16 protein-coding genes are annotated in these 18,717 nt (G+C 43.6%); 6 read left to right on the top strand and 10 right to left on the bottom strand.

Translation table 11 applies throughout. The features are described from left to right. Positions 1-10 precede the first annotated feature (10 nt). From V6M43_RS14895 to V6M43_RS14875, 5 genes are all read right to left on the bottom strand, one after another. Positions 11-622: a fumarylacetoacetate hydrolase family protein gene (locus tag V6M43_RS14895; RefSeq protein WP_332736595.1), complete on the bottom strand. Its 612-nt coding sequence runs from the start codon at positions 620-622 to the stop codon at positions 11-13. A 131-nt stretch (positions 623-753) separates the two neighbouring features. After that, positions 754-1,332, bottom strand: coding sequence for an aminoacyl-tRNA hydrolase (gene pth, locus V6M43_RS14890; RefSeq protein WP_332736593.1), 579 nt, complete (start codon positions 1,330-1,332; stop codon positions 754-756). Between the two features lie 95 nt (positions 1,333-1,427). Next, positions 1,428-2,015 (bottom strand): 50S ribosomal protein L25, encoded by a 588-nt coding sequence (locus tag V6M43_RS14885; RefSeq protein WP_332736591.1) that lies wholly within the window; start codon positions 2,013-2,015, stop codon positions 1,428-1,430. Positions 2,016-2,042: 27 nt separating this feature from the next. Then, the gene (locus tag V6M43_RS14880) at positions 2,043-3,008 is read right to left on the bottom strand and encodes a ribose-phosphate pyrophosphokinase (protein ID WP_332736589.1); all 966 of its coding nucleotides are present in this window, start codon (positions 3,006-3,008) and stop codon (positions 2,043-2,045) included. Between the two features lie 109 nt (positions 3,009-3,117). Next, complete coding sequence (locus V6M43_RS14875) at positions 3,118-3,321, bottom strand: hypothetical protein (RefSeq protein WP_332736587.1); 204 nt, start codon at positions 3,319-3,321, stop codon at positions 3,118-3,120. 94 nt (positions 3,322-3,415) lie between these two features. Between V6M43_RS14875 and radC the strand changes: the two genes are divergently transcribed. After that, positions 3,416-4,108: a RadC family protein gene (gene radC / locus V6M43_RS14870; RefSeq protein WP_332736585.1), complete on the top strand. Its 693-nt coding sequence runs from the start codon at positions 3,416-3,418 to the stop codon at positions 4,106-4,108. A gap of 3 nt (positions 4,109-4,111) precedes the next feature. Here the strand turns inward: radC and V6M43_RS14865 are convergent, their stop codons facing one another. The 5 genes from V6M43_RS14865 to V6M43_RS14845 form a co-directional block, all read right to left on the bottom strand. Continuing rightward, a complete protein-coding gene (locus V6M43_RS14865; protein WP_039134432.1) occupies positions 4,112-4,429 on the bottom strand; it encodes a DUF3467 domain-containing protein in 318 nt (105 codons plus the stop codon). A gap of 47 nt (positions 4,430-4,476) precedes the next feature. Then, positions 4,477-6,522 carry a hypothetical protein gene (locus tag V6M43_RS14860; protein WP_332736582.1) on the bottom strand — a complete coding sequence of 682 codons (2,046 nt, stop codon included), beginning with the start codon at positions 6,520-6,522 and terminating at the stop codon, positions 4,477-4,479. Next, positions 6,519-7,124, bottom strand: coding sequence for a hypothetical protein (locus V6M43_RS14855; RefSeq protein WP_332736580.1), 606 nt, complete (start codon positions 7,122-7,124; stop codon positions 6,519-6,521). Before V6M43_RS14855 ends, V6M43_RS14860 begins: the two co-directional genes overlap by 4 nt. 342 nt (positions 7,125-7,466) lie before the next feature. Beyond that, the gene (locus V6M43_RS14850; protein WP_332736578.1) at positions 7,467-8,900 is read right to left on the bottom strand and encodes a SusD/RagB family nutrient-binding outer membrane lipoprotein; all 1,434 of its coding nucleotides are present in this window, start codon (positions 8,898-8,900) and stop codon (positions 7,467-7,469) included. Positions 8,901-8,912: 12 nt separating this feature from the next. After that, the gene (locus V6M43_RS14845) at positions 8,913-12,125 is read right to left on the bottom strand and encodes a SusC/RagA family TonB-linked outer membrane protein (protein ID WP_332736576.1); all 3,213 of its coding nucleotides are present in this window, start codon (positions 12,123-12,125) and stop codon (positions 8,913-8,915) included. Positions 12,126-12,363: 238 nt separating this feature from the next. On the opposite strand from V6M43_RS14845, the gene V6M43_RS14840 reads away from it, so the two are divergent. The 5 genes from V6M43_RS14840 (at position 12,364) to guaB (ending at position 18,643) form a co-directional block, all read left to right on the top strand. After that, a complete protein-coding gene (locus V6M43_RS14840; RefSeq protein ID WP_332736574.1) occupies positions 12,364-13,239 on the top strand; it encodes a bifunctional 5,10-methylenetetrahydrofolate dehydrogenase/5,10-methenyltetrahydrofolate cyclohydrolase in 876 nt (291 codons plus the stop codon). A 76-nt stretch (positions 13,240-13,315) separates the two neighbouring features. Then, the gene (locus V6M43_RS14835) at positions 13,316-13,915 is read left to right on the top strand and encodes a 7-carboxy-7-deazaguanine synthase QueE (protein WP_332736572.1); all 600 of its coding nucleotides are present in this window, start codon (positions 13,316-13,318) and stop codon (positions 13,913-13,915) included. A 73-nt stretch (positions 13,916-13,988) separates the two neighbouring features. Continuing rightward, positions 13,989-15,914, top strand: coding sequence for an OmpA family protein (locus tag V6M43_RS14830; protein WP_332736570.1), 1,926 nt, complete (start codon positions 13,989-13,991; stop codon positions 15,912-15,914). Between the two features lie 66 nt (positions 15,915-15,980). Then, the gene (dprA, locus tag V6M43_RS14825; RefSeq protein ID WP_332736568.1) at positions 15,981-17,087 is read left to right on the top strand and encodes a DNA-processing protein DprA; all 1,107 of its coding nucleotides are present in this window, start codon (positions 15,981-15,983) and stop codon (positions 17,085-17,087) included. 53 nt (positions 17,088-17,140) lie between these two features. Next, positions 17,141-18,643 carry an IMP dehydrogenase gene (gene guaB, locus V6M43_RS14820; RefSeq protein WP_332736566.1) on the top strand — a complete coding sequence of 501 codons (1,503 nt, stop codon included), beginning with the start codon at positions 17,141-17,143 and terminating at the stop codon, positions 18,641-18,643. Positions 18,644-18,717 lie beyond the last annotated feature (74 nt).

The following is an 18,717-nucleotide window of genomic DNA, read 5'->3' as shown; positions in this document are numbered from 1 at the left end:
AAAACTGAATTTATTTGATCTCTATATTAAACATAGACTTCCCTTCCAGGAAGCCTTCCAGTTCATCTCCCACTACGCATTCACCCACGCCGGCAGGGGTTCCTGTGAAAATCAGGTCACCGATATTAACCGAAAAATAATTGGAGATCTGAGCTACGATAGTATCAAAGTTAAAGATCATAAGGGATGAGTTTCCTTCCTGCACCACTTCCTTATTTTTCTGCAGACTAAAAAGTATCTCTTTTTTACTCTTAATTTCTGCGAGCGGAACCCATTTACCGATCACTGCTGAATTATCCCAGGCTTTTGCCTTTTCCCAGGGAAGCCCCTTTTCTTTGAGCTCGTTCTGAATATCGCGCGCGGTGAAATCTATACCTACGGTTACCGCATCGTAATATTTGCTGGCATAACGGTCCTGTATATACTTCCCGTTCTTGCTGATGCGCAGCACCAGTTCAGCTTCATAATGGAGTTCATTGGTAAATTCGGGATAGTAAAAAGGGGTATGAGCCTGGAGCAGCGCACTTTTAGGTTTCATAAAAATTACGGGCTCATCTGGCACATCGTTGCCCAGTTCTTTGGCGTGAGCCACATAGTTACGGCCTATGCAGAATATTTTCATATTCAAGAGGGTTTAATGATTGAAGAATCATAGAATTAATAATGACCTGTATGGTCCTGGCATTACATAGGGCTATTGAACTGCTTGCGGGGTATCCGTGGATTGCGAAAATAACCATTCATAATCAATAATCATAACTTGAATAGCACATTGTTAAACTGATTCATTGCAGTTGAAAGTCCGGCCATTACAAACTGCTCAATCAGTTCAACACTTTTTGTGATCTTAAGTAATACCAGCGGCCATTCATCCCCTTTCCATTTGCCAAGTACAAAATCAGCCTGCCGCCCTTTAGGGTAATTACTTCCAATACCAAAACGAAGCTTTGGATATTCTGTTGTTTCCAGAGATTCCTGGATGCTCTTTAAACCATTATGACCGCCATCGCTGCCGCTCCCCCTTATTCTCAGCCGATCAAGTGGCAACGCCAGGTCATCAACCAGAACAAGAATATTTTCATTTGGGATCTTTTCCTTATCGCGCCAGTGTTTTAAGGCCTTTCCGCTCAGGTTCATATAAGTTGTAGGCTTTATAACCACCAACTGTTTGCCCTTTATTTTGATCTCGGCAACATCCGCAAGACGGTCGGCCCTGAATTGGCCCCCATGTTTTTGCACAAGGGCATCTGCAATATCATAACCGATATTATGCCTTGTGTGGGCATATTCATCTCCGATATTCCCTAAACCTACAATAAGGTATTTATTCATCAGGAATCAAATCTACGGTGAATGCAAAAGTTGTAAAAATGAAAAAGTGAAAGGTCATACTTTCACTTTTTCACTTTTCTATACTGATCGCCAGTTTATTTCTTAGCTGTTTTTTCCTTATCAGCTTCTTCCTGCTTAAGCTGACGTGTCATAACAATTGATGCAATAGGAATACGTGGAGAGATCATGATCTCCATATTATCTGCTTTTACATCTTCAACACGAATGTTTTGATTAAGCTCGAGGTTGGTGATATCGAGTTCAATACTTTCCTTCAGGTATTTCGGAAGGGTTTTCACTTTCAATGCTTTGATCTTTGTTACCAGCTTACCACCTGCTTTAACGCCGGCCGGAGCCCCGGTGAGATGAAGAGGTAAAGACGCAACAACTTTTTTGTCTTCAACCAGCTCCTGGAGATCAACGTGTGTAAGCAGATCTGAAACCTTGTCAAACTGCATATCCTTGAGGATACATTTGTATGACTTGCCATCGATCTTTACTTCTGCAAGTAGAAATTCTGCAGTATATACCAGTGCCTTGAAGGCCTTTGCTGGTGCTACGAAATTAATTTCTTTCTCACCGCCGTAAATTACACCTGGCACTTTCTCCTCAGAGCGAAGTTGGCGGGTGGCTTTTTTCCCGGTTTCGGTCCTGAGTTGTCCTTCGATTGTAATTGTTTTCATTATTGTTTGTATTTAAAAAAGCTTATTTCATTGTTCTTCCTGGATCTTTTCCTGTTCACGTCTTTGCGAATGAATGAAAAGACTGGTAATACTTCTTTGCTCAAATGCATTTCTCAATGCCTTTCCAAAAAGATCTGCCACTGATAACACCTTGATCTTTTCTATATCCTGTTTCAATGGTATGGTATCACAAACCACCAATTCTTCCAACACGCTATTTGCAATATTTTCATATGCCTTACCACTCAGAACAGGATGAGTACACATTGCCCTAACGGTTGTAGCGCCCTTCTCCATCAGCAAACCGGCACTTTTTGCGAGTGTACCTCCAGTATCACAGATATCATCTATCAGTATCACATTCCTATCAGTCACATCACCGATAACCACCATGCTGGCGATTTCATTTGCCCGCTTTCTGTGCTTGTCACAGATAACCATTTCGGCATTGAAATAACTTGCTATTTCCCTGATTCTGTTGGCACTTCCTACGTCAGGGGCCGCAAAGGTAAGGTTTTCCAGTTTTAGTTGCTCTATATATGGTATAAAAATTACAGAACTGTCGAGGTGATCAACGGGTATATCGAAATATCCCTGAATCTGCGGAGCGTGAAGATCCATAGTAATTACCCTATCGGCACCTGCTGCAGTTAACATATTGGCAATCAGCTTACTACCAATAGCAACACGGGGTTTATCCTTTCTATCCTGCCGCGCATACCCATAATATGGAATAACAGCTATCACCTTATAAGCCGACGCCCTGCGGGCTGCATCTATCATCAGCAACAACTCCATGAGGTTGTCTGAGGGTGAAAAAGTACTCTGCACGAGGAAAACAACATCTCCCCTGATACTTTCCTGGTATACGGGCTGGATCTCTCCATCGCTGAATTTCTGGATATTGATCTTACCCATCGGAATTCCATAGCTGTTGGCGATCTTTTCTGCCAGGTATTGGGAACCGGTACCGGAGAAGATTTTTGCGGTCATAGACGTAGAGTTGGTGCGGCGAAGATAAACATTGGCAGAAAAAGAAAGGCCCTTAAAACAAAAAAGGTCGTACCGATGGTACAACCTTCAACTATTTTAATCTTCTGCTTTACCTGGATGCTACCAGGGTATGGGCAGTGGCAGATGGCTGAATCCCTTTCACAGCACCAATATCAGCAACTTTACGGCTACTTACAGCCTTAAAAATTGCAGAACAGATAAAGATGGAAAAGAAAAGTGCAACCACATAAATCCCAATGCAGAATAACATTGATTGGAAGCCTCCTAAGAGGTTGAATGTACGGGCGTTCATGGACATTGATTTTAAAAGTTTTTCAAAAGGATCAGTTTGGATATTGGGTTAAAACCCTGTTTTCTGGCATAAAATTATTGATTAATCTTACCGCATGCAAGAGCGGAACTACTCAATTAAATCATGGGCAAAAGACGATAGACCAAGGGAAAAACTACTTAGTAAAAGTCCCATATCACTCAGCGATGCAGAATTGCTTGCAATTCTCCTGAATAACGGAAATCGCGATCGGTCTGCGCTTGACCTGGCCTGCGACCTGATGCAGTTGTGTAGAAATAACCTCCAGGAACTGGGTAAACTTTCTGTTTTTGATCTGATGAAAGTAAAGGGAATTGGGGAAGCAAAGGCAGTGATCATTACTGCAGCCATGGAACTTGGCCGCCGAAGGCAGGCCGCACTGGCACTCGATTGCCCCATCATTACCAGCAGCAGGGATGTTGCGCTTTACCTGCAACAGCTATTCCAGGACTACAGCCATGAAGTATTTGTTGTATTGTTCCTCAACCGTGCCAATAAGATCCGCCATTCAGAAATTATAAGCTCAGGGGGAATAACCGGAACTGTGGCAGACCCACGCATAATTATGAAAAAAGCCCTTGAACAGGAAGCTGTTGCATTGATACTAAGTCATAACCATCCCTCGGGCAACCTGAAGCCCAGCAAAGCTGATGAAGAACTGACCTACAAAATACGGGAAGCCGCCAAGCTCCTTGATATCAAGGTAATGGACCATATTATAGTGAGTACGGAAGGCTATTTCAGTTTTGCGGATGAGGGTCTTTTATGACCATTAAGCCTGTGCGGCTGGTCCCCCGAAATTCATTGGGATCTGAACTTCTTCAAGGTCTTTGATCTCACCATTCACATCTTCAAAACGGTCAATATTTTCTATAAGGGCCTTCATGAATCTTTTGGCATGCTGCGGGGTGAGAATGATCCTGGATTTAACCCTGCTCTTGGGAGTACCGGGCATCACGTTCACAAAGTCGATAACAAATTCTGCATGTGAATGCGTGATGATTGCAAGATTTGCATATTCCCCCTCTGCTACTTCTTCAGATATTTCAATGTTTAGTTGGTTGGCCGGATTATTATTGCTGTTCTCCATTATAATCGATTTAATCTTCAAAGCTAATAAAAAGCCTTCTTCTTTGGTTACCTGCTAAGCATTAACTGGCATTTCCATTCAGAACGCCGGTTACCTATGATCTCGTCATAGCCCGAGCCCACTGTTTCCCTGTTATTGTAAAGAGTTTGAGCCCAACGCAACCACCATTGAACTTTAAGCCCTTTGAGAATGATATCCCTGCGAAGCTTCCCCTGGAGCTGAAGGTAATATCTCCAGCCCTTATCATAAAAGGCTGGGATAGAAAATGAATAGAGCAGATCACGCTCGTAGGCATATATACGTGCGTCATAGCCATCGGTATTGAAATAATGAAGTCGCGCCGAAATAACATGAGAACTTCTTTTGGGTTGATATCGGGCATCGAGGTAAAAAGCAGAGCCCAGGTTCTTATTTGAAGATTTTTCAAACCATACCTGGTCTAACCTGGCTGCAAATACCCATTGTGGGTTGAAAATCTTTTCAAAATGTATTCTCGCATTTTTATTCATTTTCGGTACTATTTGATTGATGACCTGACCTGATTGATTTTCCGGCTTTAAACTACTTCGCAAGCGAAGCATTCCCTCCCATTTTTTTCTTTTGGTATAAGTAAACTGCAGTAACCACTCTGAACCATTGGTAGGGGCATCAGCACGGAACCGGAGCCATGGAAATCTGTAAAAGTCAATATATGCCTGCACTTTCCAGGAAGGGTGAGGCAAAAGGGTCAGCCCCATATATGTACCTACTTCATTATTAACATTTGAATTTTCTGAAAACGTTCGGGCATACAAACTTTGATAATCAGGCTGAAGGTTGCGGTAAACAATTGCCATATCAGCTTTTGAATTCAGGCTAATTACCACACCATGGATCATAGCGAGCCCCGTTTTACAGGTTGCGGCTTCACCGAAAAGAAAAAGATTCCGGATGCTGAGGCTGTAATGGATCCCCGCATTCCACCAGTTTGTTCCCCTCATATTGAAAAGGTTATAAGGCGCATCTCTGGGAATTATAGGAATAGAAAAATTATACCTGATCATGCTGATACCTCCCCGAAAACTTGTTCCCAGGTATTGCATGTGTGCCCCATAAGACCTTTGCGTTATCTGTTTTCTGCCTGTCCTTTCTCCGGGGGTACGATGATATCCCGATTCATTGATGCTACTAAAACCAATAATATTACCGGAATCAGCAAGGAGACTGCCTGAGAGCTTTCTTAATGAACCAAAAACCGTAAGCTCATATCGCTTCTTTTGAAATTGAAGCGCCCCTCCTCTGTGAAAATTAAACTCGCCTCCAGATCTATAAGGTTGCAGGGTATTCCCCTGCCGGTAAATAGCCATAGCATCACTTGTTTTACCAAAAGCAAGGCCTTGCCATTGTACCAACCCCTGTCCAATGTTAATTGTATAATCTCCGACTGCTATTGTTTTAATTAAACCTTTTCTCCGAACAAAAAAATGGAAACTGGTAAAATCCGGAAGAGAAGAACCTTTTGTAATAAGGGTTTCACCGGCATCTTTATCACCAGTAAAGCCATACCATAAGTTTTGCTTATATTGATAGATGTACCTGAAAAAAATACGTTGCGGACTACCCGGATATACTTTTACACCCATACTGTCTGGGGTTGTCCCCTTTATCCTTTCTGCCAGTCCACTTGTTCTCATAAGAAGTTGGTGATTGCCCCTTTTAAGTAAATTGAGAATGTTTCCATCACCTGCATCCTCATCCGAAAAACGAAAGAATTTTGCAATTTGCCTGATAAGTTCCGGGGACCAATATGGAATAGCCTGCAATTCATATTTACTTCGGATAGAACCAAAAACCTCTCTGTAATTCAGGAAAGATGCAACCTGGAGGGGTGTTAAGCGGAATATATCGGCAAGTAATGATCCATCTATTCTGTTTATGGAAATTGGATGCGACACCAGATGCTGAAGATCTAATTGCAAATCATTATTCTCTATATCCGATTCTGTAATCTCTGCCATTGCTTCAAGAGCAAGTGGATCTGGCTCACTTCCCTCCTGCGTAAATGATGCAGCTGAATTTAGTATGAACAAGCAGCTAAGCAGGAACCGCATCATCTTGATTCCTTTAAAGCAGGTGAATACTGAAGTGCAAATCCGGGTGACCAGCCCAGTTGCGGGTGCCAGCCTCCCAGCACGCTGAGCCGAAGCTTCTGGTAGATCCAACCTGATTCAAAATCGAGACGCATAGGATCGCTGATCACCCTGATTGCCAGCAGTAGCTTTGACATTGCGATATACTGCAGAGAAGTATTTACAACTTGCGTTCTTGCTGATATCATTAGAGCCAGGTCAGTATAAAATGAGGGTGCCCATTCTTTGCCTATACCAGCAATTATTCCAGGATAAAAGTTGCGGCTTTTTGTTTCATTGCTTTCAAAGAAAATCGATACAGCTGTTTGTAATGCACTCATATTCCTTGCTACTGAGGCTAAAGCCCGATAAGTCTTCAACCCCGCATACCCTCTTGCTTTATTGTTTGCAACATCTATAGAAATACCTACACTAAAATCTTCACCCAATTTCCTTCCGCTGGCCAAATAAAATTTCAGTTCCCGGAAATCGGAATTCGCAAAATTGCTAATGCCGGCAGCAACAGAAATATCCTTCATAATTGTGCTCTGTGCACTGATCCTGCTGGCCGACAAGCCGGGTATCATATAGGGTCTTATTGTCACAAGCCTTAGCACCATCTGCGGTTCAGCCGGTATTGCCGCCGGATTTATCAACGCGGCTTCCGGGTTTAAAAAGTTATGGCTCCATGCACCAGCCGCGGCGGAGGATCTATCAAAAAGGTCCTGGGCTTGTAAACCGGCACACAGCAGCCATAACAACATACACACACACGCACACTTCATACAAGGGCAAGATCCAAAGATTCTGTTCTGTAGTCAAGCGTGTTTTAACGGTAATCATGACCGTTATAAAAACAAATCTGGCCCCGCAGATGCGAGGCCAGTAAATCAACGGGGGTCTTTAAAATAGGGTTGCAAATACAGGCATCAATATATATCCCAGAAAAGTTTAGTCTCTACCTCATCACCTCCAATGGCTGAAGATGCAGAGGTGTAATTATCGGGATTGAGTGTCTGTTCATTAATAGGGTAAGTTAACCTGTTAGGGAAACCAGATTCAGGTTCTGCAGGAGGGCTTAAGAGCGGGAAGTCCAGCCTGCGTAATTCCACCCAACCAATATATGGACGGTTATGCAGGGCGATCCATTTTTGCAAACCAATTTTGGCTTTCCAGTCACCAGGTGCTGATGCATAGGCAACTGAAGGTTGTGCGAGGTAAGCAGTGGCTTCTGCTTCAGTACCTCCCCAATAAATAATTGAAGCACGTATTGCATTGGCATAATGTTCAGCTGCTGTACCTGAAACATCCCATCCTCTTGCCGCTGCTTCTGCCCTAAGAAACTCTGCCTCAACATAATCAAGCAATAAGTGAGGAAGTGCAGGATCTTTTATTAACTCACTTGGACGGGCAACAGTTGCATAAGCATTGTTCTCGCCAATAATCCCACCAACAAACTGGCCATCATTATTAGGTTCAAAGAAAGCCTCTAACCTTGGATCATTCAATTCAACCATTTTATCTAGCAAAGGTTTTCCGGCAACCATATCTGCTCTACCACTTTCTACGAGATCAACCCAAATAGGGTTTGTATTAGGAGATGCAGATAGGAACTGGAAAACAGCATTATCTGCCGAACTGGTAAATCCATTCTCTTCAGCCTCTTCAAACTTTTGTTTTGCAGTATCATCAACATCTGCAACAGTCATGGCCAGCCGCATTTTAAGGGTATTGGCAAATTTGATCCAGCTGCTAACATCTCCTTTATAAATGAGATCGGCTTTTGAACTGAATCCTTCACCCTCTGTACTTAAGGATGCTATACTATTATCTATCCTAACAAAAAGATCATCATAGATCTCCTTCGCATCATCATATACCGGAAAAAGATTATTAAAATCATTTGACTCAGAATATGGAACGTCGCCAAATGTATTTACGAGGATGGAATAAACATAAACTTCCATCAGGTCAACAATAGCAGCCTGGTTTTTCAGGGTTGCTTCTGATACTAAACCCGGAGTTGTTGCTGCAATGATCTTCTTTGACTCTTTTAAGTCTGCAAGAACATCACGATACATCCTTGTCCACCAGGCCTGTGGGATATTTCTTGTAAAAAAATCGTAGTTAGGCTCGTCCTGGTAGGTAGTTGCAGCCCAATGTTGAACTGTAAACCGGAATACATTCAGATTCACATTGGGTGAAGCCAGTGCTGTTGTAAGGTTTACCAGGCCATTCGAAAACAATGTTTCGGCGGGCACTACTGCCGGCAATTTCTTTTCTTCATTAAATCTGGAGATATCCTTTGTACAGGAGATCATCGTCATTAATGATATTGCGGTTATTATCAGATAATTTTTCATAACATTCATCTTTTAGAATTTCAGTTTAAGGTTTAGTCCAATTTGCCTTGTGGTTGGATAGGCTCCGCTCTGGTATCCTTGTGCATTTCCTGCAGAAAGATTTTCCTCGGGATCTGCATAAGGCAGATTCTTGTGGATGATCCAAAGATTCCTTCCAATCAGGGAAAACTCTATACCCTTAAATGGATCCAGCCTGTCGAGCAATGCAGGTGGTAGTGAATAAGTTAGATTTAACTCCCTTAACTTAACATAGCTGGCATCATATATAAATGCTGCTGCCGGATTGTATGCATATCCGTAGGTACCATAATCATTCGGTACGCGGAGCGTGTTTGCTTTGCCATCGGCAGTAACTCCAGGAACAATAATACCACCACCATCTTCCAGAGAATTTCTGGATGGATTGCCTAAGTCATTTAGACCAACTGTTTCCGGATAGATACCCGTTGCAAGTCCATAATAAAGATCAAGTGAGAAAAGATCTCCACCATGACGAACATCGATCAAAAATCCAAGCGAAAGGTCTTTATATTTGAAAGTGTTGTAAATTCCTCCTATCCAATCGGGGTTCATATTACCGATAACATTATTGGTTGATGAAGAAAGAGCATAACGACCATTATCCCTTACAAGCTTTCCCCCATTTTCATGGTATACCCATGTTCGGCCCATGATTGCACCATATGGCTCATTCAATGTTGCATTTATTGAAACGCCTCCCTGGAATGTAGCTATCTGCAGGTTTTTACTTTCACCAAACAGGGCAGTCACTTCATTCCTGTTCCGGGTCCAGTTAATATTTGTTGTCCAGCTGAAATCCCTTGTTTTAACAGGTGTGCCAAATAATGATAATTCAATTCCTTTGTTTTGCACATCACCGGCATTTTGCCATTTACTGCTATATCCACTTGCATTTGAAACCGCAACAGGAATAAGCTGGTTAATAGTATTGGTTATATAATAGCTTGCGTCAAAGCCAAGGCGGTTACCGAAGAAAGCCATTTCAAGTCCTATTTCCTTACTATTGGTTCTCTCAGGAAGTAGTTCATTATTATTCTTTGAATCAGGCAATGTGAAAAGGATTGTATTTCCGAATGGGTTTGGCTTACTATAAACATCGGCAACAGCACCCCATGGGGCATCATTACCCACTTCCGCATAGTTTGCACGAAGTTTTCCATAAGACAGCCAACTTACATCTTTCAGATTCTCGGAAAACAACCAACTACCAGAAACAGAGAAATAACCATACTCATTATTGCCGATAGGCAGAGTAGAAGAGCGATCATAACGATATGTTCCATCAAGTGTCAGGAAATTGCGATAACCGATAGTAATCCCACCAAAATAACCGTCTACTGCAACGGGCTGATATGATTCGGTAGGTGCATTCACAGGATTTAATGAGTTGCTGATGGAATATAATCCCGGTACAGCCAACCCGCCATTTGTTGATGCAGCAATTGATTCAAACCTCGACCGCCTCATATTCGTGCCAAGCAAGGCCTGCAAGTTAAAATCATCATTAAGATCTTTATTGAAATTTGCCATCAGATCATAATTGGTTTCCTGGAAATGTCTGTTGGTACGAGTGTATCCAGGTACATCAACACTACCCACTGCTGTCCTGTCTTCCCTGAGCTCATCATAAATGTCTGTAGAGATTCTTCCAAGAAAACTCAACCATTCTGTTGCCTGGTAATTCAGTGAAACATTTCCGAATACACGGTTGCGTTCATCATTATTAAAACTCTCATACCGCATGAAGTAGAAGTTGTCAGTGTAAATGGGACGTGTACCTGCAGCAGTTGAAGGATCCTGCCAGTTCCAGGTTATATTTTTGCGTGTACGGAAGTACGCTTCTTTTTGTTCTATATTATCAACATTTGTCTGGTACCACTGCCGGAAGTTCTGGTTTACATTCTTTCCTGAATAACCGGTACCATATCTTCCCAAGCCCTCAACTTTGGACACGTTCACATTTGTTGTTGCAGTTAATCCCTTAGCTATTTCATAACCTGCACCGAAGTTTATTATATTCTTTATTACTTCACTGTTCGGCAGAATACCTTTTTCCTGGCTCCTTGTATAACCAACCTTAAAATTTCCTTTATCATTTGCCCCATCGAGCATGATGCTGTTGTTATTGGAAATTGGTTTCTCGAAGAAAGTTTCAGGTGTGTTTTGCGCTGCTACCCAAGGTTTTGGGGTCTTATAAAATGGGGAAGTTGGATCGAAAGCATCCCAATGGAATACCATCAGGTCTGGATTAAATTTGTCGCCATAGGAAGCATCTTCACTGGTAGGAACAACCAGGTCATCCTGTCCATCTCCATCCACGTCAAAATAAAAGAAGCCCGGGTTCTCGTCCGGCGAACCATACGCTGCCGAATAACCTGCACCATACTGGTTCTGGTACTTTGCAAATGTCTCCTTATCAATAGAACCGAAAGTGACACCTGAATTAATTGTAATTCCTAATCCTCTTCTACTTTTCTTGGTGGTGATCATAATTACTCCGTTGGCTGCACGTGATCCATAAAGTGCGGATGCAGCAGCCCCTTTCAAAATGTTTATAGATTCAATATCATCAGGATTAATATCGGCTGCAGCATTTCCATAATCCACTCCCCCCCTACCGGTCATCTGGTTGGTTGAATTTCCGGTGGCATTATTGATAGGTACACCATCCACTACAAATAGTGCCTGGTTGGTATTGGTAAGAGATTTTGTTCCCCGGATCACAACGTTAGTAGAGCCGCCTATTCCATTGCCCTGGCGGATCTCAACCCCGGAAACTTTACCAGATAATGCAGCGGCAACATTGGCTATTCGGGTATTGTTTACTTCATCACCCTTTATTTGTTGTGCCGCATAGGGCAGGGTATTTTTAGCACGCCGAACCCCGAGGGCGGTAACAACTACTTCACTCAGGTTATCCTGCGATACAAGTGTTACCGATATTATATCCTGGTCAGCTACAGTAACCTCGAAACGCTCGTAGCTGGCCGCTGTGATCTCTAATACATTTCCCTTTTCCGCACTTATTGTAAAATTTCCATTCTGGTCGGCCGCAATACCTGTGTTGGTACCTTTTATCTTAACCGAAGCAAATGGTATGGGATTACCGCTTGCATCTTTCACTTGCCCGGTAATTTGTCGGGCCTGTCCATACACCAATGCCACCAATAGCAATAGTGTAAACATCAGGAATGTTTTTCTCATATATGTCATTTTAAAGTGGCGGGTTACATTAACCCAATAAGAAAAGTCTCTACGGTAAGAGATCAGGAAGTGTGGTAAAACGAATTTGCGATATGTCTTTTTGCCAGAGAGGAGAATCTAATCCAGGCTTGTTGAACTGTTGACGCCATTAATAAGACAATAAATTTAACAGAATGCTGTCTTAAATATTAAAAAAAATCCATTTTTCCCTGAATAAACCGCACATTACCTTTGCGCCATGCAAATTTTAGATGGACAACTGGTTTCAAAAGCGACCAAAGATGAATTGAAAATCAAGGTAGCCCAGCTCGTAACAGAAGGAAAAAAGATACCCCACCTGGCCGCTGTTTTGGTTGGATCCAATGGTGCCAGCGAAACTTACGTGGCAGCCAAAGTGAAGGCCTGCCAGGAGATTGGCTACAAGTCAACGCTCATAAGGCTGGAAGACGAGATCAGTGAGAACAAACTTTTATCCGTTATTGAAGAACTGAACGAAGACCCCGATATTGATGGGATCCTTGTTCAATTACCCCTTCCCAAGCATATTTCTGACGAAAAAGTGATCAATACCATCCTCCCTTCCAAAGATGTGGATGGATTTCACCCGGTGAATGTTGGCCGTATGGTTCAGGGGCTGGACACTTTTATTCCCGCCACGCCCTACGGCATTATATTGATGATGCAACATTATAAGATTAACACCAAGGGAATGCACGCGGTGGTAATTGGCCGTAGCAATATCGTGGGCCGGCCCATGAGTATATTATTGAGCCAAAGTGCTGATCCTGGTAATTGCACCGTCACCATCACACATTCACATACAAAAAATCTTGCTGAGCTTTGCAGGAGCGCCGATATAATCGTAGCTGCCCTAGGCATCCCTGAATTTGTAAAAGCTGATATGGTGAAAGATGGCGCCATTGTTATTGATGTTGGTATTACCCGTGTTGCAGATGCTTCCAAGAAATCGGGGTTTGCCTTGAAAGGGGATGTTGAATTTGGGACGGTAGCTCCTAAATGCAGCTATATTACCCCTGTTCCGGGTGGGGTTGGACCAATGACAATAGCGGCCCTGATGAAGAACACGTTTAAGGCTTGTGTGGATAAAAACTGAATACAGGTAAGAAGTAAGAGGTAAGAGGTAAGATTTGAGGGAAGAGGTGAGGAAGTTGAAATTTAAAAATTGAGTGATGTTGAGTTTGCCGGTAATGGAATCATTTTATACCCTCCAGGGGGAAGGTTTTCACCAGGGTCGGGCAGCCTATTTTATCAGGCTCGGTGGCTGTGATGTTGGTTGCAGCTGGTGTGATGTGAAAGAAAGCTGGGATGAATCACTTCATCCCAAACAATCTGTTGAAGAGATCGTCGAAAATGCAAAAGCCTACCCGGGAAGGCTTGCAGTGATCACAGGTGGTGAGCCATTGTTACACAATCTGAACGACCTTACAAGTGCGTTGCAGGAGGCTGGATTTGAGACCAATATTGAAACTTCGGGAAGTAGTGAGCTCAGTGGAAACTGGGACTGGATCTGCCTTTCACCCAAGAAATTTAAATTCCCCCTACCCGAAGTGGTACAGGCTGCCGATGAACTTAAAGTGGTTGTATATAATAAAACGGATTTTGATTGGGCAGAAAAATGGGCAGCAGAAGTGAAGCCTGCCTGCAAACTTTACCTCCAGCCCGAATGGGGAAAAAAGGAACAAATGCTGCCCCTTATCATCGATTATATCAAAGCACACCCCCGCTGGGAACTCAGCATCCAGAGCCATAAGTACATCAATGTGCCCTGAGAAGGGAGTTTTTTCACATTTCTCTCTAATATTATGGCCTAACTTTCGTTGTAGTAAGACCAGTTTAAAATCTATGCTGAAACGAATAGCCATTTTTATTACTATAGCCTTTGCTATAATCTGCACCCTCCCGCTTAATGCACAACAATACAATCCCGATAAGATCAATGCAAAAGCTGCTAAACTTTACCAGCAGGCAATGCAACAGGCAGAGAATGATAATTTTCCGGAAGGTATAAGACTCCTTAAAGATGCCGTTAAGATAGATCCCAACTTTGCAGATGCATGGCTTTCTATTGCCGGCATGTATGGTGAACTAAAAGATTATGATAATGCGATCCTGCATTATGAAAGGGCAAAATCAATTGATTCAAACTACTTCCGCGATTATAACCTCCCCTTCTCCATCAACCTTGCGGGGAAGGGCCGCTTTGAAGATGCCCTCAAAGCTGTAAACAGCTTCATGATGGTTAACGATCTGAATGAAAGCAGCCAGCGGGCCTCCTCCTATCGCCGACGCTGTTACCTCTTTGCACTGGAACAGGCAAAGAATCCGGATATAGCTAATTACAATTTCACTCCCATTAACCTCGGCGATAGTGTGAACAGTGCCGTGTCAGAATATTATCCAACCCTTACCATCGATAACAGCCAACTGATCTTCACCCGTCGCGTTAATAATTATAATGAGGATTTCTATGAAACCCGCATCGAAGGTGGGAAATGGAACCGGAGTAGCGGACTAACGGGCATGATCAACTCAAACCTTAATGAAGGTGCTCAATCTATTTCACAGGATGGCCAGTGGCTGGTGTTTACAGGATGTAATTTCCCGGATGGACTGGGTAGTTGCGATCTCTATATTTCCTATCTAACACCTCAGGGATGGAGTGAACCCCTTAATCTCGGAAGTAAAGTAAATTCAGAATTCTGGGATTCAGCGCCAAGCTTATCGCCAGACAAAAGGGATCTTTATTTCGCGAGCAGGCGCCAGGGAGGATTTGGGGGAAATGATATCTGGGTGACCCATCTCGGCACAGACGGTAAGTGGAGTGAACCCGAAAATCTTGGACCAGAGATCAACACCAGTGGTGATGAAAGCTGCCCCTTTATCCACGCCGATAATCAAAGTCTTTATTTCACCTCCAATGGATTGCAGGGCTATGGTGGAGATGATCTTTTCATGGCGCGTAAAGGTCCGAAAGGCAGCTTCAGCCTCCCGCGAAACCTTGGCTACCCCATCAATACCATTGAAAACGAAGGAAGCCTAGTGATCACTGCCGATGGCAGCACGGCCTATTACGCCAGTGACCGTGCCGATAGCAAAGGGGGACTTGACCTCTATACATTCACCATGCGCAATGATGTTCGGCCGGTGAAAACGCTCTGGATCAAAGGCAGGGTTATGGATGAGAAAACTAAAGATGGACTGCCATCTGCTGTTGAACTAACAGATATCCTTACCCGCCAGATGATCAGCAAGGTACAAACCGACGAAACAGGTAATTATTTGATTACCCTTCCAATTGGCCGCGATTATGCATTTAATGTTAACCGTAAGGGATACTTATTCTATTCGGAGAATTTTTCACTAAGCCAGAAATCACCCGACTCCACCTATAATATCGATATCCTGCTTAAGCCTATCACGGCAAATGCAACCATCGTTTTGAAGAATATTTTCTTCGAAACCAACAGTGCCGCACTGGGTAGCAACTCTGAGGTTGAACTCGAAAGGATCGTTCAGTTATTAAAGGAAAATCCATCATTAAGCATCCAGCTCAATGGACATACCGACAATGTTGGGAAGGCGGCCGACAATTTGAAACTGTCGAATGACAGGGCTCATTCAGTGGTGAATTTCCTGGTGAAAAATGGAGTGGATGCAAAACGACTTACCCATAAAGGTTTTGGCGCAACGGTACCTGTAGCGGATAACAATTCAGAAGAGGGACGCGCCCTTAACCGCCGCACAGAACTCAAGGTAATTTCCCAGTAATGTAAATACCGTTATTTCACGCTGGTATAACTCCCTCCGTCATTCTATTTTCATTGAAAAGTAGGTATGGACGATGAGAGGTTGTACCAGGTGGCACTTACACGGGTGCCGCATGTTGGTTGTGTAATCGCAAAAGCGCTGATCGAAAAGTTCAAATCAGCTACTGACGTATTCAAAGCCAGTGCTGCCGACCTTGAATTGGTAGAAGGCGTTGGAACTGGTATTGCGAGATCGTTGAGTAGATTCCGCGATTTCAGGGCATGCGAGAAAATACTGAATGATGTGGAACAGTATAAGCTATCAATGATCTTCTTAAACGATGAGGCCTACCCGAAAAAACTTTTAGACTGCTATGATCCTCCTACCCTGCTATTTTATAAAGGGAATATCTCTCTCAATGCTCCAAAAAAAGTGGCGGTTATCGGAACCAGGAGCCATAGTGAATATGGAAGGCAGGTGACGGAGAAACTGATCCGCGATCTTCGTGATAAAGATATCACCATTGTAAGCGGCATGGCCTATGGAATAGATGGACTGGCACATCGAAATGCCATTAAATATGATATCCCTACCATTGGTGTGCTGGCACATGGACTGAATACCATCTACCCCAGCGAGCATACTTCCATGGCGAGGGAAATGTTGAGAGGTAAGGGCGCGCTGGTAACGGAATTCATAGTTGGCACCAAACCCGACCGTCATAACTTCCCTATCCGCAACCGCATCGTGGCAGGTATATGCGATGCCATTGTTGTAGTTGAAACAGGTCTTAAAGGTGGCAGTATGATCACAGCATCCATTGCAGCAAGTTATAACCATCCGGTGTTTGTATTTCCGGGCCGAACAACTGATAACAAAAATGCAGGCTGCAATATGATGCTTCGAAGGAATACTGCCACCATTATTCTTGATGCAGATAACCTGTTGGAAGAACTACAATGGGAACTACCTAAGGATCCTAACCGGAAAAACAACCAGCTTTCCTTCTTTGGCGAATTAAATACTGCGGAAGCAACAATTGTAAATCTGCTCGGTATCCATGGACAGCTTGCTATAGATGAACTATACCTCCGGAGTGGTCTGAATTCAGGTGCAGCTGCCAGTGCTATCCTTAATCTTGAAATAAGGAACATCATCAAAAGCCTTCCGGGCAAGCAATACAGAATGGTTTAGAGCGGGTTATACAAAAATTTGGCACTAATTTACCTGCTGCCATATCTTTGCACATGGCAACAAGAAAGAGCACCACCCGTAAGATAGATTTATCCCATAAATTTTTTGGAGAAGGCCTCACCTTCGATGATGTGTTACTGGTTCCTGCATTTTCGCAGGTGTTACCCCGTGAAGTAAATATCCAAAGCCGACTTACAAAAAGCATTAGTCTTAACATCCCGATGTTAAGTGCAGCAATGGATACTGTTACCGAGGCCAACCTGGCAATTGCCCTGGCCCGCGAAGGCGGTATTGGAATGTTGCATAAAAACATGAGCATTGAAAGGCAGGCGGAGCAGGTTAGAAAGGTTAAGCGAAGTGAGAGCGGAATGATCCTTGACCCCGTTACATTATTGGCTGAATCAACTATTGGCGATGCCCTCCGCCTCATGAAAGAGAATAAGATCGGTGGTATACCCATTGTAGATAAGAACAATAAGCTGGTTGGTATTCTCACCAACAGGGATCTCCGTTTTGAGAATACCAAATCGAAGAAGGTCAGTGAAGTGATGACCAGCGAAAAGCTGATCACCGCCCCCGAAGGTACTACCATGAAGAAGGCAGAGAAAATTCTGCAGCAATATAAGATCGAAAAACTTCCGGTGGTACGAAAGGATGGTACGCTCGCCGGACTCATCACCTATCGTGATATTCTTCAGCTCACCAGTTTTCCGAATGCCAATAAAGATGAATTCGGCAGGTTACTTGCCGGCGCTGCAATTGGTATAACCAAAGACATGCTCGACCGTGTTGCTGCACTTCAACATGTAGGTGTAGATATCGTTACGCTCGACAGTGCGCATGGTCATTCAAAGGGCGTGATGGAAGCCGTGAAGAATGTAAAAAAGAATTTTAAGGGTCTCCAGGTTATAGCAGGAAACGTGGGTACCGCTGATGGTGCAAGAGCGTTGGTAGAAGCAGGTGCTGATTGTGTAAAGATCGGGATTGGACCAGGTTCTATCTGTACAACACGTATCGTGGCGGGAGCGGGCGTTCCCCAGCTCACGGCTATCATGGAAGCCTACAGTGCACTCAAGCCATTGGGTATTCCCATAATTGCGGATGGTGGTATACGTTATACCGGTGATATGGTAAAAGCACTTGCCGCGGGGGCCGATTGCGTGATGATGGGAAGCGTTTTCGCAGGCGTGGAAGAGAGTCCAGGTGATACCATTATTTACGAAGGCCGTAAGTTCAAGGAATACCGTGGAATGGGATCGATAGGTGCCATGTCGCAGGGATCCAGCGACCGTTATTTCCAGGATGTGGAAGATGATATCAAAAAGCTGGTACCGGAAGGTATTGAGGGAAGGGTTGCTTTCAAGGGCAATCTCCGTGAGGTAGTAGCGCAGTTTGTTGGTGGACTCAGGGCTGGAATGGGCTATTGCGGGGCGAAAGATATTGAAACACTGAAAGCTGAGGCGAAATTTACCAAGATCACCAATGCGGGAATGAAAGAAAGCCATGCGCATGATGTAGATATTACGAAGGAGGCGCCTAACTATAGCAGGAAATGATTTGGAGAGATGGAGGGATGGAGGGATGGAGAGATGGAGAGAGATTTGGAGAAATGAACAGATGGGTTATTTTT

It is taken from the genome of Flavihumibacter sp., assembly GCF_036676075.1.
Taxonomy (GTDB): Bacteria; Bacteroidota; Bacteroidia; order Chitinophagales; family Chitinophagaceae; genus Flavihumibacter.
The sequence above is the reverse complement of the archived record's forward strand: the minus strand, read 5'-3'. Positions and strand labels throughout refer to the sequence as shown.